This window comes from Lentzea rhizosphaerae (assembly GCF_042649515.1).
In the GTDB taxonomy this organism is placed as follows: Bacteria; Actinomycetota; Actinomycetes; order Mycobacteriales; family Pseudonocardiaceae; genus Lentzea; species Lentzea aerocolonigenes.
The window spans coordinates 1-15,234 of the sequence record NZ_JBHRZI010000010.1 but is presented as its reverse complement, the minus strand read 5'-3'; the positions used below and the strand labels follow the sequence as shown (position 1 = coordinate 15,234).

16 protein-coding genes and 1 pseudogene are annotated in these 15,234 nt (G+C 70.3%); 7 read left to right on the top strand and 10 right to left on the bottom strand.

Going from position 1 to position 15,234, the window contains the following annotated elements; all coding sequences use genetic code 11:
• Positions 1 to 38: 38 nt before the first annotated feature.
• A complete protein-coding gene (locus tag ACFOWZ_RS06510; protein ID WP_382370150.1) occupies positions 39 to 515 on the top strand; it encodes a pyridoxamine 5'-phosphate oxidase family protein in 477 nt (158 codons plus the stop codon).
• A 46-nt stretch (positions 516 to 561) separates the two neighbouring features.
• Here ACFOWZ_RS06510 and ACFOWZ_RS06505 read toward each other — a convergent pair whose 3' ends face one another.
• Positions 562 to 1,539 carry an AraC-like ligand-binding domain-containing protein gene (locus tag ACFOWZ_RS06505; protein ID WP_382370148.1) on the bottom strand — a complete coding sequence of 326 codons (978 nt, stop codon included), beginning with the start codon at positions 1,537 to 1,539 and terminating at the stop codon, positions 562 to 564.
• Positions 1,540 to 1,999: 460 nt separating this feature from the next.
• Between ACFOWZ_RS06505 and ACFOWZ_RS06500 the strand changes: the two genes are divergently transcribed.
• From ACFOWZ_RS06500 to aroH, 3 genes are read left to right on the top strand one after another with little or no spacing between them, the layout of a single operon-like run.
• Positions 2,000 to 3,538, top strand: coding sequence for an FAD/NAD(P)-binding protein (locus tag ACFOWZ_RS06500; protein ID WP_382370146.1), 1,539 nt, complete (start codon positions 2,000 to 2,002; stop codon positions 3,536 to 3,538).
• 23 nt (positions 3,539 to 3,561) lie between these two features.
• Positions 3,562 to 4,386, top strand: a complete 825-nt coding sequence (locus ACFOWZ_RS06495) for a class II aldolase/adducin family protein (RefSeq protein WP_382370144.1) — start codon at positions 3,562 to 3,564, stop codon at positions 4,384 to 4,386.
• Positions 4,387 to 4,389: 3 nt separating this feature from the next.
• Positions 4,390 to 4,752, top strand: coding sequence for a chorismate mutase (gene aroH, locus ACFOWZ_RS06490; RefSeq protein WP_382370142.1), 363 nt, complete (start codon positions 4,390 to 4,392; stop codon positions 4,750 to 4,752).
• A 36-nt stretch (positions 4,753 to 4,788) separates the two neighbouring features.
• Here the strand turns inward: aroH and ACFOWZ_RS06485 are convergent.
• The 6 genes and pseudogenes from ACFOWZ_RS06485 to ACFOWZ_RS06460 all read right to left on the bottom strand — a co-directional run.
• Positions 4,789 to 5,022 (bottom strand): annotated as a pseudogene (locus tag ACFOWZ_RS06485) (respiratory nitrate reductase subunit gamma); the annotation flags it as partial.
• 150 nt (positions 5,023 to 5,172) lie between these two features.
• Complete coding sequence (locus ACFOWZ_RS06480) at positions 5,173 to 5,361, bottom strand: hypothetical protein (RefSeq protein WP_382370140.1); 189 nt, start codon at positions 5,359 to 5,361, stop codon at positions 5,173 to 5,175.
• Positions 5,358 to 5,687 (bottom strand): hypothetical protein, encoded by a 330-nt coding sequence (locus ACFOWZ_RS06475; RefSeq protein WP_382370138.1) that lies wholly within the window; start codon positions 5,685 to 5,687, stop codon positions 5,358 to 5,360. Before ACFOWZ_RS06475 ends, ACFOWZ_RS06480 begins: the two co-directional genes overlap by 4 nt.
• Positions 5,684 to 8,008: a phosphoketolase family protein gene (locus tag ACFOWZ_RS06470; RefSeq protein ID WP_382370466.1), complete on the bottom strand. Its 2,325-nt coding sequence runs from the start codon at positions 8,006 to 8,008 to the stop codon at positions 5,684 to 5,686. Before ACFOWZ_RS06470 ends, ACFOWZ_RS06475 begins: the two co-directional genes overlap by 4 nt.
• A 325-nt stretch (positions 8,009 to 8,333) precedes the next feature.
• Complete coding sequence (locus ACFOWZ_RS06465) at positions 8,334 to 9,026, bottom strand: universal stress protein (RefSeq protein ID WP_382370136.1); 693 nt, start codon at positions 9,024 to 9,026, stop codon at positions 8,334 to 8,336.
• Between the two features lie 142 nt (positions 9,027 to 9,168).
• Positions 9,169 to 10,173, bottom strand: a complete 1,005-nt coding sequence (locus ACFOWZ_RS06460; RefSeq protein WP_382370134.1) for an Acg family FMN-binding oxidoreductase — start codon at positions 10,171 to 10,173, stop codon at positions 9,169 to 9,171.
• 138 nt (positions 10,174 to 10,311) lie between these two features.
• On the opposite strand from ACFOWZ_RS06460, the gene ACFOWZ_RS06455 reads away from it, so the two are divergent.
• Positions 10,312 to 11,985, top strand: coding sequence for a sensor histidine kinase (locus tag ACFOWZ_RS06455; protein ID WP_382370132.1), 1,674 nt, complete (start codon positions 10,312 to 10,314; stop codon positions 11,983 to 11,985).
• Positions 11,986 to 12,050: 65 nt separating this feature from the next.
• On the opposite strand, the gene ACFOWZ_RS06450 is transcribed toward ACFOWZ_RS06455, so the two are convergent.
• The 3 genes from ACFOWZ_RS06450 to ACFOWZ_RS06440 form a co-directional block, all read right to left on the bottom strand.
• On the bottom strand, positions 12,051 to 12,713 hold the full coding sequence (locus ACFOWZ_RS06450; protein WP_030471099.1) for a response regulator: 663 nt from the start codon (positions 12,711 to 12,713) through the stop codon (positions 12,051 to 12,053).
• Positions 12,714 to 12,792: 79 nt separating this feature from the next.
• A complete protein-coding gene (locus tag ACFOWZ_RS06445) occupies positions 12,793 to 13,029 on the bottom strand; it encodes an SHOCT domain-containing protein (protein WP_382370130.1) in 237 nt (78 codons plus the stop codon).
• Complete coding sequence (locus ACFOWZ_RS06440; protein ID WP_382370128.1) at positions 13,026 to 13,493, bottom strand: universal stress protein; 468 nt, start codon at positions 13,491 to 13,493, stop codon at positions 13,026 to 13,028. Before ACFOWZ_RS06440 ends, ACFOWZ_RS06445 begins: the two co-directional genes overlap by 4 nt.
• Before the next feature lie 179 nt (positions 13,494 to 13,672).
• Here ACFOWZ_RS06440 and ACFOWZ_RS06435 point away from each other — a divergent pair, with 179 nt between their 5' ends.
• A complete protein-coding gene (locus tag ACFOWZ_RS06435; RefSeq protein ID WP_382370126.1) occupies positions 13,673 to 14,182 on the top strand; it encodes a universal stress protein in 510 nt (169 codons plus the stop codon).
• Positions 14,179 to 15,234, top strand: a 1,056-nt coding sequence (locus tag ACFOWZ_RS06430) for a GNAT family N-acetyltransferase (protein WP_382370124.1), incomplete at its 3' end; no start/stop codon positions are given. The genes ACFOWZ_RS06435 and ACFOWZ_RS06430, both read left to right, overlap by 4 nt.

Here is a 15,234-nt window from a genome sequence, read left to right as displayed (position 1 = left end):
TCGGCATTTCGCGCACGGGTGAGGGAGCGAAGAACCAGATGATCTCGACGGAGAACGGCCTGCAGAGGGTCGCCGAGCTCGCGTCCACTCAGGACTGGCTGGCGGTTCTGGTGACGATGCGAACGAACGGTGAACCGGCGGTGTCCGTCGTCAACGCCGGAGTCGTGGCGCACCCGGTGACCGGAGAGCAGGTCCTCGCGCTGGTCTCACGTGGTGGGACGACGAAGCTGCGCAACCTGCGCAAGACCCCGCAGGCGACGTTGGTGTTCCGGTCGGGCTGGGACTGGATCGCGGTGACGGGGCCGGTGCAGATCGCCGGTCCGGACGACGAATTGCCCGGACTGCCCGCCGAGCGCGTGCCGCAGCTGCTGCGGGACATCTACGCGGCGGCCGGGGGAACGCACCCCGATCTCGAGGAGTACGACCGGGAAATGCTGGCTGACCGGCGTGCGGCGGTGTTCGTCACGCCGCGGAAGTTCAGCACGAACCCGACGCCGCACGACCGGGAAGACTGATCGCCGGTGCCGTTGGTGCTGCGACGTTGCAGTACCAACGGCTCTTTCAGGCGGCGACGGCCTCGTTGCGCATCCGGCGGAAGTCGCGCGGCGTGACGCCGTACTTCATCCGGAACAGCCTGCTGACCTGTGACGCGTCGACCAGACCCCAGCGCTCGCCCAGAGCGGCGACGGTCAGGTGGTCGTAGCGCGGTTCGGTGAGGTCGGCGCGCAGGCGCGCGAGACGTTCGTCCCTGATCCACTTGGCGGGACTCGTGCCCTGCTCGGCGAAGAGGACCTGCAGATAGCGCAGTGAGATGTTGTACCGCCTGGCGAGCGTGGCCGGGCTGAGTCCGCAGTCGCCGAGGTGTTCCTTGGCGAAGCTGCAGATCCGCAGCATCAGCAGGCGCCGCGCCGCCAACGGGTCGACCGCGGCGGAACGCAGTCGTTCCGCGAAGAGCGTGGTGATGAGTCCGTTGATCGTCACGCCGAGCGGCTCGATCGCCGCTGCTTCCAGTTCGAGCAGGTGTGCGCCGAGTGCCGCGAACGTGTGGACCGCCAGCGCACCGACGCCGGTCTTGCCGTTCCACGGCGAGGCGGTGACGGCCTGGGTGCTTTGCGGCGTGAGGCCGAGCGAGCGGTGCGGCGCGCGCACGGCGACCATCTGGAACCGCTCCGGCATGCACAGCGTGTACGGCCTGCTGCTGTCGAACGCGACGACGTCGCCTGTTTCGACGGTGACGTCCGTGCCGTCCTGGCTCAGCTTCGTGCTGCCCTGCAACGGCGCGGCGACGTAGACGTGGCCACCTTCCCTGCTGGCAACGTGTTCCTGCCTGATGACGGTGTGCGGGTCGGCCGAGATCATGGACACCCGGACGTCGCCGAGGCTGCAGGTCATGATGCATCCGCCGTCGAAGCGGTCGCGGTCGCCGAGGACCTGGAGCGTGCCGCAGGTTCGCTTGACCTGGTCCTCCCACTGGTCGAACCGGCACGCCGGATCGGCGGTGGTCGTGCTGACAACCTCCACGACGGACGCGATGGTCACTGTCGACTCCCCCTGAGTTTGTGACGAAATGCGCCAGACCGACCACGCCACGCTGCGCGGAACCCTCACTCTACCCGTTCGAGTGATGCGCATGGAGTCATTATTTGAAATGGTTGTGAGGGCAAACAGAGGTGATCACGGACGCATAACTTCATGCGCGTCCGATGTAACGCGGGTTCGCGTCCGACCGAGTAGCACGTTCTCGGGAATGCGGAACGACCTATTAAAGAACCTGATGGTGACCTCAATCACAGATGCTTGCGGGGCCGGGTCGTGGGGCCATCTGGACTGCATTGATGCGCTAATCCGCAACTCTCCGCGCGCTGGTGCGCAAACCGGGTGGTTAGACCGGACGGTAGCCTTCGGTCAGCGAGCGACAATCTCGCCCATTCCCTGAATGCACACGTGTTGCATCAGGTTGTGTTTCGAACTTTCGGCAAGTCAGAGTCAAGGGTGGGACATGTCGTCTTTACCGAGAATCGCCGTGATCGGTGGCGGCGCGTCCGCGGTGTGTTTGCTGGACGCGCTGGTGCAGGAACGCGACCTGCGGCCCGGTGTCATCACGGTTTTCGAGCCGTCGCGCCACCTGTGGCGCGGCAGGCCCTACCAGCCGGACCTCGAAGTGGTGCGGGTCAACGCGACGCCGGACGACATGTCCGTGCGCGCCGGCGACAACCAGCACCTCGCCGAGTGGTTGACCACACGCCAGCTGTTCGTGGGCGGAGCGGCCGCCTACACCGATCCCCTTTCGGGGTCGCACTTCGTGCCGCGTGCCGTCTACGGCGACTACTTGGAACAGTCCGCACGGGCGGCGCTCATGACGCTCCTGCAACGGGACTGGCGCGTCGAGCTGGTGCGGCAGCGCGCGGAGTACGCCACGCCGGCCGCGAACGGCGGGCTGAAGCTGCACACCGCACGCGGTGACGTGCACGAAGTGGACTACGCGGTGCTCAGCGTCGGCGCCGGACGGCCTGCTGACCACTATTCGCTTGCAGGACAAGAGGGTTACCTGATGGAGCCCTATCCGGTCGGCCGGACGCTGTCCGCCGTGGACCCCGAGGCCGACGTCGCCGTGATCGGCAGCGGGCTGACGGCGGTGGACGTGGTGCTCGCGCTGAACGCGACAGGGCACCAGGGCAAGATCAGGCTGTTCTCCCGTCGGGGTGTGCTCCCGGGCGTGCGGCAGAAGCAGATCCACCACCGGCTGCGGTACTTCACCCCCGCTCACTTCCGCGGGGTGGCCGCGCGAGGCGAGACGAGGACGCTGCAGGACCTCGTGACGCTCATGAGCGCCGAGCTCGCCGCGGCGGGGGAGAGCATCGAGGCGGTGCGCGCGGAGATCGACTCGTTGCGCACCGAGGACCCGATCGTCAGGCTGCGCAGGCAACTCGGCGAGGTGGACTCGCCGAGCATCGGCCTGCGCATCCTGCAGCAGGCCGTTCCCGATGCGGGCCCGGACGTGTGGCCGTTGCTGACCGAGCAGGACAAGAACGCGTTGCTGCAGCGGTACGACCGCGCGCTCATGAGCCTGTGCTGCCCGATGCCGCCCGGCAACGCGGCGGTGCTGCTCTCGCTCGTCGAGTCCGGACAGGTCGAGCTGGTCAACGGACTCGAAGGCGTCGAATCCGTGCCAGGAGGCGGTTTTCACATCGGCACGGCACGCGGCGACCACCGCTCGGCCGTGGTGATCAACGCGACCAACGCGCGGATGCGCAAGGTCAACGAGCTCGCCGCACCGCTCGTCAACTCGCTCGTCGCGGCAGGTCTCGCCGAACCGCACCCGCGCGGCGGTGTGCACGTCGAGCGCGCCACCAGCAGGCTCACCGTCGGTTCCACGCCGAACCCGAGGCTCTACGCGCTCGGCGACCCCGCCGCCGGCAGCCTGTTCTTCACGTTCGGCGTTCAGTCCCTCGTGGACAGAGCGGTCGACATCGTCCGCGCCATCCGCGAGGACAGCGCGGTGCTGACCACCGGGCACGACGTCCTGCAGTCCGCCTGATCATCATCGAGGAGTTCAACGAAATGTCCACTGTGGAACTTTCCACCGTCGAACCCGTGCGGCCGGGCTACCTCGCCGACACGCACACCGGGCTGCCCATGCCGCACGCGCCGGAGTTCGCCGACATGGCCCAGGAACGCAGGCACCGCAAGCAGCGGCTCGCCGCGGCGCTGCGGCTGTTCGGCAAGTACGGCTTCGGGGAAGGGATCTCCGGCCACATCTCGGTGCGCGACCCCGAGCACGACGACAGGTTCTGGGTGAACCCGTTCGGCGTGTCGTTCAACCTGGTGAAGGTCCGCGACCTCATCTGCGTCGACGAGGACGGCACCGTCGTCGAGGGCAACCACCCGGTCAACCCGAGCGCGTTCGTCATCCACTCGAAGATCCACAGCCTGAACCCGAAGGCCGAGGCCGCCGCCCACGCGCACACCGCGCACTCGCGGGCGCTCGGCGCACTCGGCCAGCTGCTGGAGCCGCTCGACCAGGAGTCGGCCGCGTTCTACCAGGACCAGGTGCTCTACGACGACTACCGCGGCCCGTCCATCGCGGTCGAGCAGGGCCAGGACATCGCGGAGAAGCTCGGCGACAAGCGCGCGATCCTGTTGCGCCACCACGGTCTCATCACCGTCGGCGGCTCACTGGAAGAGGCAGTGCACTGGTTCTTCACGTTCGACAGCTGCGCACACGTGCAGCTGCTGGCGATGTCGGCCGGCAAGCCCGTGCCGATGTCGCACGAGCAGGCCCTCGCGGCACAGGACGGTTTCGGCGACGCGCAGCTCGGCTGGTTCAGCTTCCAGCTGCTCTACGACGAGATCACCCTGGAGCAGCCCGATCTCCTCGAGGAGTGAGCGGTGATCCGAGCTATCCGCGGCGCCACCCAGGTGGACGCCGACGACCCGGCACTGGTCGTGGCCGCCACGAAGGAACTGATGGCCGAGCTGCTCGACCGCAACGGCGTCGACTCCGAGGACGTGATCAGCCTGCTGTTCACGACGACCCCGGACCTGCGCAGCACGTTCCCGGCGGCGGCCGCGCGGGGCGGCTGGCTCGACGACGTGCCCATGATGTGCGCCACCGAGATCGCCGTCCCCACCGGACTGGCACGCGTGGTGCGCGTCATGGCACACGTCGAGACTCCGCTGCCGCGGTCGGAGATCCGGCACGTGTACCTGCACGGGGCGTCGGCGCTGCGTCCGGATCTCGTGCCAGGGTGACGGGGTGAGCGGGAGCCCGGCCGGGGTGGGCCGGGCTCAGCGCTGGTTCAGGCTTTCCCAGCCCCGGCGGGGTGCGCGGGTGCCGTGCTTCGGGTCGCGGCTGCGGTAGACGATGTAGGGCCTGGTCAGGTAGCCGATCGGGGCGGAGAAGACGTGCACCAGGCGGCTGAACGGCCAGAACGCGACCAGTGCCCAGGCGGAGAGTGCGTGCAGCTGGAAGCCGAGGGGTGCCGCGGCCATCAGGTCCGGCTTCGGCTGGAGGTAGAAGATCGGCGCCTTCTGCCAGTCCCGCGAGAACGAGCAGCTGCGGGGAGGAGGTGGTCGCGCCCACGAGTGCCGGTGCGAGGAAGCCTGCGAACTCACCGGCCGTCGTCCAGCGGAACCACGTCTGCCAGAGGCCGCGTGCGGCCAGTTGGGTTGTCAACCTTCACCGTTGTGTGCGAAGTGGTGCGGAGGTGAGGGGCCGACGTCCTCATCTGCGCGGCCGGGGTCGAGTTCGAGGCCCAGGAACGCGAGTCCGGCAACGGTTTCCGCGCGCAACACCGGGTCGTGTTCGCCTGCGCCGCCGGTGAACACGAGCAGGTCGATGCCGCCCAGTGACGCCGTCATGGCGGCGATGCCCTGGCCGCGGGCATGGTGGTGTGAAACGAAGTGTCGAAGCACGCGACCTGCGGCACTCCGGGCAGCAAACGCGTCGCCGCGTCGACGCCGGCCAAAGCACGGGGCTGGTGCAACGGTGCGAGCGCAGTGAGAGCCTCGATCCTGGCACGAGTGTCGTCGTCGATCGCGGTGGCGCTGGTGCTCAGGAAGTCTTCCAGGGGACCGGTTTCGCCGGTCCAGCGCTCGGCGTGGTGCTCGGCGAGAACGGTGTCGTCCTCGCCGAGCACGCGGAGCTTGAGGCTGGACGACCCCGCGTTCACCACCAGCACGTTCACTGCCAGGTCCAGTCGCGCACCTCGGGCAGGTCCTCGCCGTGCTCGCGGATCCAGGCGTGGTGGCGGGTGCGCTGGTCCTGCATGAGCTGCCGCAGCCCGGCCGCCTTCTGGCCGAGTCCCGGCACCCGGTCGACGACGTCGATGACGAGCCGGTAGCGGTCCATGTCGTTGAGCACCAGCATGTCGAACGGGGTCGTGGTGGTGCCTTCCTCCTTGTAGCCGCGGACGTGCAGGTTGTGGTGGTTGGTGCGGCGGTAGGTCAGGCGGTGGATGAGCCAGGGGTAGCCGTGGTAGGCGAAGATCACCGGGCGGTCCGCCGTGAACAGCGCGTCGAACTCGCGGTCCGGCATGCCGTGCGGGTGCTCGGTGTCCGGCTGCAAGCGCATCAGGTCCACCACGTTCACCACCCGCACCCGCAGCGACGGCAGGTGCTCGCGCAGCAGTTTCGCCGCCGCCAGCACCTCGACGGTCGGTGCGTCGCCCGCGCACGCCAGCACGACGTCGGGTTCGTCCTCGTCGTTGCCCGCCCAGTCCCAGATCCCGGCGCCGCGCGCGCAGTGCAACGCGGCCTCGTCGGGGGAGAGCCAGTCCGGTGTCTCGTTCTTGCCGGCCACGATCACGTTGACGTAGTCCCTGCTGCGCAGGCAGTGGTCCGCGACAGACAGCAGCGTGTTGGTGTCCGGTGGCAGGTAGACGCGCACGACCTCGGCCTTCTTGTTCATCACGTGGTCGATGAAACCGGGGTCCTGGTGGGAGAAACCGTTGTGGTCCTGCCGCCACACGTGCGAGCTCAGCAGGTAGTTGAGCGACGCGATCGGCCTGCGCCACACCAGTTTCTGATGCGTCTTGAGCCACTTGGCGTGCTGGTTGAACATCGAGTCGACGATGTGGATGAACGCCTCGTAGCAGTTGAACAGCCCGTGCCTGCCGGTGAGCAGATACCCCTCCAGCATGCCCTGGCAGAGGTGCTCGGACAGCACCTCGACGACCCTGCCGTCGTGGGTGAGGTGCTCGTCGACCGGCAACGTCTGCGCCTGCCACTGCTTCCCGGTCACGTCGTACACGGCGTCGAGCCGGTTCGAGGCCGTCTCGTCGGGGCCGAAGATCCGGAACGAGCGGGCGCCGGCGTTGAGCGTGATGACGTCGCGCAGCATCCGGCCGAGCACCCTGGTGGGCTCCGAGTGCGTGCTGCCGTGTTTGACGACGTCCACGGCGTGCGCGCGGATCTCCGGCATCTTCAACGCGCGCAACAGCAATCCGCCGTTGGCGTGCGGTGTCGCGCCCAACCGACGCGTCCCGTGCGGCACGAGCGCGGCCAGCTCCGGTCGTGGTGCGCCGTCGGCGTCGAAGAGCTCCTCCGGCCGATAGCCGCGCAGCCACGACTCCAGCTGCCTCAGGTGGCCGGGATCGGTCCGCACGCCCGACAGCGGAACCTGGTGGGCGCGCCACGTGTTCTCGATCGGCACACCGTCCACTTCGGACGGCCCGGTCCAGCCCTTCGGGCTGCGCAGCACGATCATCGGCCGTTCGCCCAGCTGGATCTTGTCGACGACCTGGTCGAGCACCTCCGCCATGCGTGCGTGCATCGCCGCGGGCTCGTGGCCTTCGACGTAGAACGGCGCGTAACCGTAGCCGCGCAACAGCGAATCGAGCTCCTCGTGCGGGATGCGCGCCAGCAGGCTCGGGTTGGCGATCTTGTAGCCGTTGAGGTGCAGGATCGGCAGCACGGCGCCGTCGGTGGCGGGGTTGAGGAACTTGCCGGCGTGCCAGCTGGTCGCGAGCGGCCCGGTCTCCGCCTCGCCGTCGCCGACCACGCAAGCGACGATGAGACCGGGGTTGTCGAACGCCGCGCCGAACGCGTGCGCCAGCGAGTACCCCAGCTCCCCGCCCTCGTGGATCGAACCGGGCACCTCGGGCGCGACGTGGCTCGGCACGCCACCGGGGAAGGAGAACTGGCGGAACAGCCGGCGCATGCCCTCGGCGTCGCGCGGCACGTCCGGGTAGGTCTCGCTGTACGTGCCCTCCAGCCAGGTGTTCGCGAGCAGGGCCGGTCCGCCGTGGCCGGGGCCGGTCACGAAGAGCACGTCGAGGTCGCGCTCGCGGATGATCCGGTTCAGGTGGGCGTAGATGAAGTTCAGTCCGGGAGTCGTGCCCCAGTGGCCGAGCAGGCGCGGCTTGACGTGCTCGGGCGCCAGCGGCTCGGTCAGCAGCGGGTTGTCCATCAGGTAGATCTGGCCCGCCGACAGGTAGTTGGCGGCTCGCCAGTACGCGTCGACCAGCGACAGGTCGGCGTTCGGCATCTCGCGCTCCTCACTCTGAATCGTTACCTGCCACGTTGCCGTGCCGCTCGGTCACCTCCCAGGGTGCGGGGTCCGCATCTGACGGGACCGAAGTCCTGCCCGCGCCGTTTCCTCGGGCCCTGGTCGCCCACCGGGCCGCGGGGGTGTCCTGCTGTACCGGGATGACCGTCGACCTCGTCGAGGTCGGCTCGGCGCCGCCCTCACGCGGCTGCGACGAGCAGGCTTCCGGACGTTGGCGCCGGCGGAGAACTTCTACGTCGGCGGGACGAAGGGCCCGGTGGTGGACGGCGAGCTCGACCGGGCGCGGAACTGGGGTGCGAGGTGCGCGGCCGAGATGGCGTGACGCTCAGGCCTGGGAGTGAACCGGCCGGCGAGGAGCGGGGACGACGATTCGGCCGTGGTGCTGCTCCAGAACGGGCCCGTGCACCACGAGAACGGGGCACGGCGCGTGGTGGAGTGCCGCCTTGGTGACGGTGCCGCTGTCGTGCGAGTCCCCGGAACCGACGACGACCAGATCCGTGTCGGTGCAGCGGGCGATCGCCTCGTGCGGTTGCGCGCGCACCAGGACCGCGTGGTGCGCGACGGTGCCGAGCGCCGCGGCCGCGCGGTCGAGGACGTACGAGTGGTCCGGGTCGGCGGCGCACCGGGCCGGAGGCTGTGGCGCCGCGTGCAGGACGCGCAGTACGGCGCCACGTCGCCGGGCGAAGTCGGCGGCGTGGCGCAGCACTCGGCCATCACCGGAGCCACCGCTGACCAGGGCGGTGACGTGGCGGTGCCGGCCGTCGACGGCCGCGGGCGTGCCGCGCACGACGACCGCGTCGCAGTGCGTGGTGGCCAGCAGCGGCAGGACGTGGCCACCCAGACCGAGTGCCGAGCTCCCCGGACCCCGGTAGCCGACGACCACGAGCTGGGCGCGGAAGTCGTCCCGGGGGTGGTGGATCTCGAGGCCGGCGCCGACGAGCCGGGCGTGGGCGGCGGCCCAGCGCAGCGCGTTCTCGTCGCGTCCGGGACCGTCTTGGATGAGCACGACTGGTTCCATGGGACAACGATGGGGTGTTTGCGCCGTCCGGAGCAGGGCGGGAAGAGGCGACTGCGCCGGGACCAAAGTCCTGTCGTCGCAGGGCCCTGCCCGACGTGGATGAACGGCGCTTTTGTCCACCTCAGGTGGACAAAAGCGCCGTTCATCCACCTGAGATCGCGTGCTCGTCGGAGTTGAGCAGCAGCTCGGCGACGGCACGCCGCGGGGTCGGTGGCACGGGGGTGCTGAAGCCCAGGCGCAGCACGGTCTGCGGGACGAGCACGCCGCCGAGCGCGCGGCGCAGTTCCTCGCGGACGCGCCGGACCTCGACCGGCTGGGACATGAACGACGCGGACAGCCCGTGCGTGGTCGCGGTGAGCAGGACGCGTTGCATCGCCTGTCCTGCCTGCAGGTCGCCCAGCGGGCCGTCGTAGAACGAGCACAGGACCACGACGAGCGGGTCGGACTCGTAGTCCTTGCCGGCCTGGCGCTGCGGGCCCTGGAAGTCGCGGAACACCCACTCGTCCTGCATCTCCGGACGCACTCCTGCCGACGCGGGCGGCACGCCGTCGGTCGCGCCGGGGCGGTGGCCGGTGAACGCGGCGAACTCCGCCTGCACCCTCTCGTCGGCGAGCTGGATCTCGTGGGCCCGCTGGACGAACCGCTTGAGCTGGGCGCGGTCTTCCGGCGTGGCGACGACGTGCAGCCAGGACCGTTCCAGTTCGGCGGCGCGGACGAGCGCGTGTCGTTGCCGGGGATCGATGGCCGCGTCGAGGAACGGGCGGCGGTTCGTGCGGCGGTGCGGCACCGCCGCGAGCAACGCGCGGTGCTCGTCCTCGGCCTTGAACGTCCCACCTCGGCGAACGACCGCGAGGGCGCCGGGTGCGTCCGCGCCGGGCAGCATCGTCACCAGCGGGCGCACGCCGCGGCACTGCAGCGCCAGCCGCAGGTTGAACAGGGCGGCGCCGCACGAGAGCCGCAGCTCGCGGTCCTCAGGGTCGGTGGCCGCGAGCCGCCGGGCCGGGTCCGGGTGCAGCTCGATGCGGTCCGGCCGGACGCGGAACCGCCAGGGCTGGGTGTTGTGCACGGACGGCGCGAGCGAAGCGGCCGTGAGCGCGCTCTCGATCTGTTCGGGCTCCAGCCCGAGTGCCGCGGTCACCTCAGCCATGTCCTTCACTCCATCGTGTTGCTGCTCGAAGCTGTGTCCGTTCACTGTCCGTGCCGCGAGGGCGGGGACCCACTGTCGAAGGTCCCGACCTGGCCGGGACCGCTTGGCGGCTTTGCGGTCACGTGAAAAGCTTGATCCATGCTGGATCCCGATGAGACGCCGTCACGCAGCCTGCTCGGTGGCCTGCGCCTGGACGAGCTGCTCGACGAGATGCGCGATCGGCTCGCCGAGATCGGGTCGACCAGGGACAAGATGCAGAGCCTGCTGGACGCGGTGCTCGCGGTCGGCGCCGGTCTGGAGCTGGACTCGACGCTGCAGCGCATCGTGCAGGCCGCCGTGGAGCTGGTGGGTGCCCGTTACGGCGCGCTGGGCGTGCTCGGGTCGCGGCACAACCTGTCGCAGTTCGTCTACGTCGGCATCGACCCCGCGACCCGTGCGCAGATGGGGCACCTGCCCCAGGGCAAGGGCCTGCTCGGTCTGCTGATCAAGGATCCGAGGGCCATCCGGCTGCACGACCTGAGCGAGCACGCCGCGTCCGTCGGCTTCCCGCCCAACCACCCGCCGATGCACAGCTTCCTCGGCACTCCCGTGCGGGTGCGCGACGAGGTGTTCGGCAACCTCTACATGACCGAGAAGAAGGACGGCGGCGACTTCACCCCCGACGACGAGGTCGTGCTGGAGGCGCTCGCCGCCGCCGCCGGTGTCGCGGTGGAGAACGCCAGGCTGTTCGAACGGTCCCGGATGCGCGAGCGGTGGCTGGAGGCGACCGCGGAGATCAACGCCCAGCTGCTCGCGGGGGCCTCGGCGCAGGACGCCCTGCAGCTCATCGCCCAGCGGTCCGTCGAGCTCGCGTCGGCGTCGTGGGCCGTCGTGCTGCTGCGTGAGGGCGATGAGCTCCGCGCGGCGGCGCTGGCGGGCACCGACGCCCCCGCCGTCCAGTTCACCGCCGACGTCCCGCTGCTCGCGCAGGTCCTGGAGACTTCGGCTCCCGCGCTGGTCGAGCAGGTGGACGGTCACCTGGGGGACCTGTCCGCCCAGGCGGGCGCCGCCGTGGTGCTGCCGTTGCGGGCGGGCACGAACGTGACCGGCGTGCTGCTCGCCGTCCGGGACAAGGACGCGGCCGCGTTCGGTGCGGACCTGATGCCGTTGCTGGCGTCGTTCGCCGACCAGGCCGTGGTGGCGATCGAGTTCGCCGAGAACCAGAGCGCCAAGCGCCTGGTCGACGTGCTGGAGGACCGCGACCGGATCGCCCGCGACCTGCACGACCACGTGATCCAGCGGCTGTTCGCCACCGGCATGAGCCTGCAGGGCGCGTTGACGTGGGTGACCCACCCCGAGGCGCGCCGGCGGGTGACGAAGGCGGTCAACCAGCTCGACCAGACCGTGCTGGAGATCCGCACGTCGATCTTCGACCTGCAGGCCGACTCCGGCGACACCGGTCTGCGGCGCAGGCTGCTCAACATCGTCGCCGAGATCACCGAGGGCGCGCCGGTGAGCCCGGCGATCCGGATGTCGGGGACCATCGACAGCCTCGTGCCCGACCACATCGGCGAACACGCCGAGGCCGTGGTGCGCGAGACCGTCACGAACGCGCTGCGCCACGCCCGCGCGACCGAGCTGACGCTCACCGTCGAGGCGGGCGACGCGTTGATCATCACGATGGTCGACAACGGGCTGGGCATGCCGCCCGAGGTGGCGCGCAGCGGGCTGCGCAACCTCGAACAGCGGGCGGCCGCGCTGAACGGGGCCCTCACCGTCGCCGGGGAGCCTGGTGGCGGGACGCGCGTGACGTGGCGGGTCCCGTTGGACTAGGCACCTGGCCAGCCGCCCTCGCCACGCGCACGCGACTGGCCGGTGGCAGGCACGTCTCGGCGTGCTCAGCCCGTCTCGTTGTCGTGCTGCGTCGGCTTGCTGCGCAGCTGGGACGACAGCACGGCGGCCTGGGTGCGGCGCTCGAGCCCCAGCTTCGCGAGCAGGTGCGAGACGTAGTTCTTCACGGTCTTCTCCGCGAGGAACATCTTCTCCGCGATCTGCCGGTTCGTGAGCCCGTCGCCGATGTAGTCGAACACGGTGCGTTCCTGCTCGGTGAGCGCGCGGACGGGGTCGCCCTGCTCGCGTTCCCGGCGGATGCGGTTGAGCAGCGCCGCGGTGGAGCGAGCGTCCAAAAGGGACTGTCCGGCCGCGACCGTCCGCACCGCCGCCGTGAGGTCGGTGCCGACGATGCGCTTGAGCACGAAACCGGACGCGCCCGCCATGATCGCGTCGAACAACGCCTCGTCGTCGGTGAACGAGGTGAGCATCAGGACGTTCAGCTCGGGCAGGCGCGACCGCAGCTCGCGGCACAGCTCGATGCCGTTGCCGTCGGGGAGCCGCACGTCCAGCACCGCCACGTCCGGGTTGGTCGCCGGGACCATCGTGAGCGCCTCGGTCACCGACGACGCCTCGCCGACGACTTCCAGGTCGGGGGAGGCGCTGAGCAGCTCCCTGATCCCGACCCGGACGACCTCGTGATCGTCCACCAGGAAGACACGCGACACCACTTGCGACCACCTCTCCTCGACCGTTGCACCGTCACGATCTCGCGGGACGGCTGGTGGTACCCAGGGACCAAAGGCCCTGTCACCGGGAATCGAGGGTCCTCCTGACCCGTTCGAACTCGTCGGTGTCGATCTCGCCCCTGGCCAGCCGCTCCTCCAGTATGCGGGTCGCGGAGCCGATCTGCGGAGCGTGCGGGTGCCGGCGCAGCAGCACGACGACCAGGGCCACGAGCCCGCCCCAGAACAACACCGTGGTCAGCGCCATCATCGCGAACCCGCCCCAGCCCATCGGGGTGCCGTAGTACCAGTGCATCTTCATCGCCTCCCTGGCGTTCGTGAGGTCGCCGCCGCGGGAACGACCACGACGGGGCATTCGGCGTGGCGCAGGCAGTGCGCGGCGACGCCGTGCGAGAGGAGCTCACGGATCGCACCCCGGCCGCGGGTGCCGATCACCAGCAGTTCGGCGTGCTTGGAGGCCTCCACCAGGTGGTCCGCCGCGTCACCCACGACGACGCACTCGGCGACGTCGGGCGCGTTGAGCATCGTGGAACGCACCTGCTGCACGGTGTCGTGGAGCTCGCGGGCGGGGTGTCGTCGTTGCGGCATCTCGCCGTACGGGTTGAGGCCCATCGGCACCGCCGGGACGACGACCGGTTCCTGGTGGTAGGCCAGCACGGCCTCCACCCGCGCACCGCGGTGCGACGCCTCCTCCATCGCCCACCGCAGCGCCGCGCGCGACTGGGCCGAACCGTCGACGCCGACCAGGATCACAGGTGCCCTCATGACCGCTCCCATCACTCCGGACCAGCCTCCAGCGCGGGCGGGGACTGCGGGGAGGGGCCAACGTCACGAGCAGGGTGAGCCCATCCGCACCGGCCCGGCCGGGCCGGGGACGAAGGTCCCGGACGGCGGGGGACCGCGGGCACTCACCCGCCGCGGCACCGGGCGGAAGCCTGATGTGCATGAGCGAGAACGAGTCCCGGCCCGTGGTGGTCGGAGTTGACGGATCGCCCGCCGCCCGTGCGGCGCTGCGGTGGGCCGTGGAGGACGCGCGGCGGCGCGGGTGCCCGGTCGACGTGATCTCGGCGTGGCACCGGGACTACGGCGTGATGATCGGGCAGGTGCCCGCCGAGATCATGGTGGAGATGTCGCCGCCGGCGCTCGAAGCCGCGGCGCGGAAGTCTCTCGACGCCGTGACGCAGGGGTTCGAGGGCGTGGAGATCCGCCGGATCCTGGTCGAGGGCGACGCCAGGGACGTGCTCACCGCCGCGTCGAAGGACGCCGAACTGCTCGTGGTCGGCAGCCGCGGCCACGGCACGGTCGTCGGGGCGATCCTCGGCTCGGTCAGCGCCCACTGCGTGCACCACGCCTCGTGCCCGGTCGTCGTGGTCCGCGAGCCGAAGGTCGAGCGGGAACAGGAACACGCACCCGCTGCCGCCGCCGCACCGCTGACTCCTGGACCGCTGCTGTGAACGCGGCGGCGCTGCTGACGGACGGCTCGGTCGTCACGGTGCGCGAGCTGGGGCCGGGTGACGTGCCGGCGCTGCTCGCGTTGCACCGCGGCCTGCCGGTCGAGGACCGGTACCTGAGGTTCTTCAGCACGTCGCCGCACCAGCTGGAGGACTTCGTCGAGCGGATGGTCTCGCCGGACGCACCCCGGCACGTGGTGCTCGGCGCCTTTCTCGAGGACCGGTTGCTGGGTGCCGCGAGCTACGTGGTGGTGCGGCGGACGGACTTCGCGGAGGTCGCGCTGGTCGTCTCCCACACCGAGCAGGCCCACGGCGTGGGAACCCTCCTGCTCGAACACCTCGCGTCGCTGGCGCGCGGCCGGGGCGTGCGCCGGTTCACCGCCGAGGTGCTCACGATCAACGGCCGGATGCTGCGCGTGTTCACCGACATGGGCCTGGTCACCTCGATCGTGCCCGACGGCGAGGTCGTCTACGTCGAGCTCGTGCTGGAACCCGGCGACAGGTACCTCGACGCCGTGGGCGAACGCGAGTCGCTCGCCGACGTCGCGAGCCTTCGCCACGTGCTGCGCCCTGCCTCGATCGCCGTCGTCGGCGCGGGCAGGTCGGCGGACTCCGTGGGGCACGCGGTGCTGCGCAACCTCGTGAAGGGCTGCTACACCGGCGACCTGTACGCGGTGAACCCGCACGCCAAGTCCGTGGCCGGCGTCGACTGCTACGGCTCGGTCAGCGAGCTGCCGGAAGCACCCGAGCTGGCGGTGTTGTGCGTGCCCGCGAAGGCGGTTCCCGCCGTCGCGGAGGAGTGCGGCCGGCGCGGCGTGCGGGCGCTCGTCGTCATCTCGTCCGGTGTCGACGCCGAGGCCCTGCTGGACGCGGTCCGCAGGCACGGCATGCGGCTCGTCGGCCCGAACTGCCTCGGTGTGTCGACGAGCTCGTTCGACGTGCGGATGAACGCCACGTTCGCGGGTGACCGCGACCGCGCGGGTGCCGTCGGGCTCGTCACCCAGTCCGGCGGGGTCGCGATCGGCGTGCAGGAGGAGCTGCGGCGGCTCGGCCTC

Coding starts and splice junctions, on each gene's coding strand:
- ACFOWZ_RS06510 (WP_382370150.1), top strand. CDS start 39: ATGATCTCGACGGAGAACGGCCTGCAGAGGGTCGCCGAGCTCGCGTCC.
- ACFOWZ_RS06500 (WP_382370146.1), top strand. CDS start 2,000: ATGTCGTCTTTACCGAGAATCGCCGTGATCGGTGGCGGCGCGTCCGCG.
- ACFOWZ_RS06495 (WP_382370144.1), top strand. CDS start 3,562: ATGTCCACTGTGGAACTTTCCACCGTCGAACCCGTGCGGCCGGGCTAC.
- ACFOWZ_RS06480 (WP_382370140.1), bottom strand. CDS start 5,361: ATGACGGCGTCACTGGGCGGCATCGACCTGCTCGTGTTCACCGGCGGC.
- ACFOWZ_RS06465 (WP_382370136.1), bottom strand. CDS start 9,026: ATGGAACCAGTCGTGCTCATCCAAGACGGTCCCGGACGCGACGAGAAC.
- ACFOWZ_RS06460 (WP_382370134.1), bottom strand. CDS start 10,173: ATGGCTGAGGTGACCGCGGCACTCGGGCTGGAGCCCGAACAGATCGAG.
- ACFOWZ_RS06455 (WP_382370132.1), top strand. CDS start 10,312: ATGCTGGATCCCGATGAGACGCCGTCACGCAGCCTGCTCGGTGGCCTG.
- ACFOWZ_RS06445 (WP_382370130.1), bottom strand. CDS start 13,029: ATGAAGATGCACTGGTACTACGGCACCCCGATGGGCTGGGGCGGGTTC.
- ACFOWZ_RS06440 (WP_382370128.1), bottom strand. CDS start 13,493: ATGAGGGCACCTGTGATCCTGGTCGGCGTCGACGGTTCGGCCCAGTCG.
- ACFOWZ_RS06435 (WP_382370126.1), top strand. CDS start 13,673: ATGAGCGAGAACGAGTCCCGGCCCGTGGTGGTCGGAGTTGACGGATCG.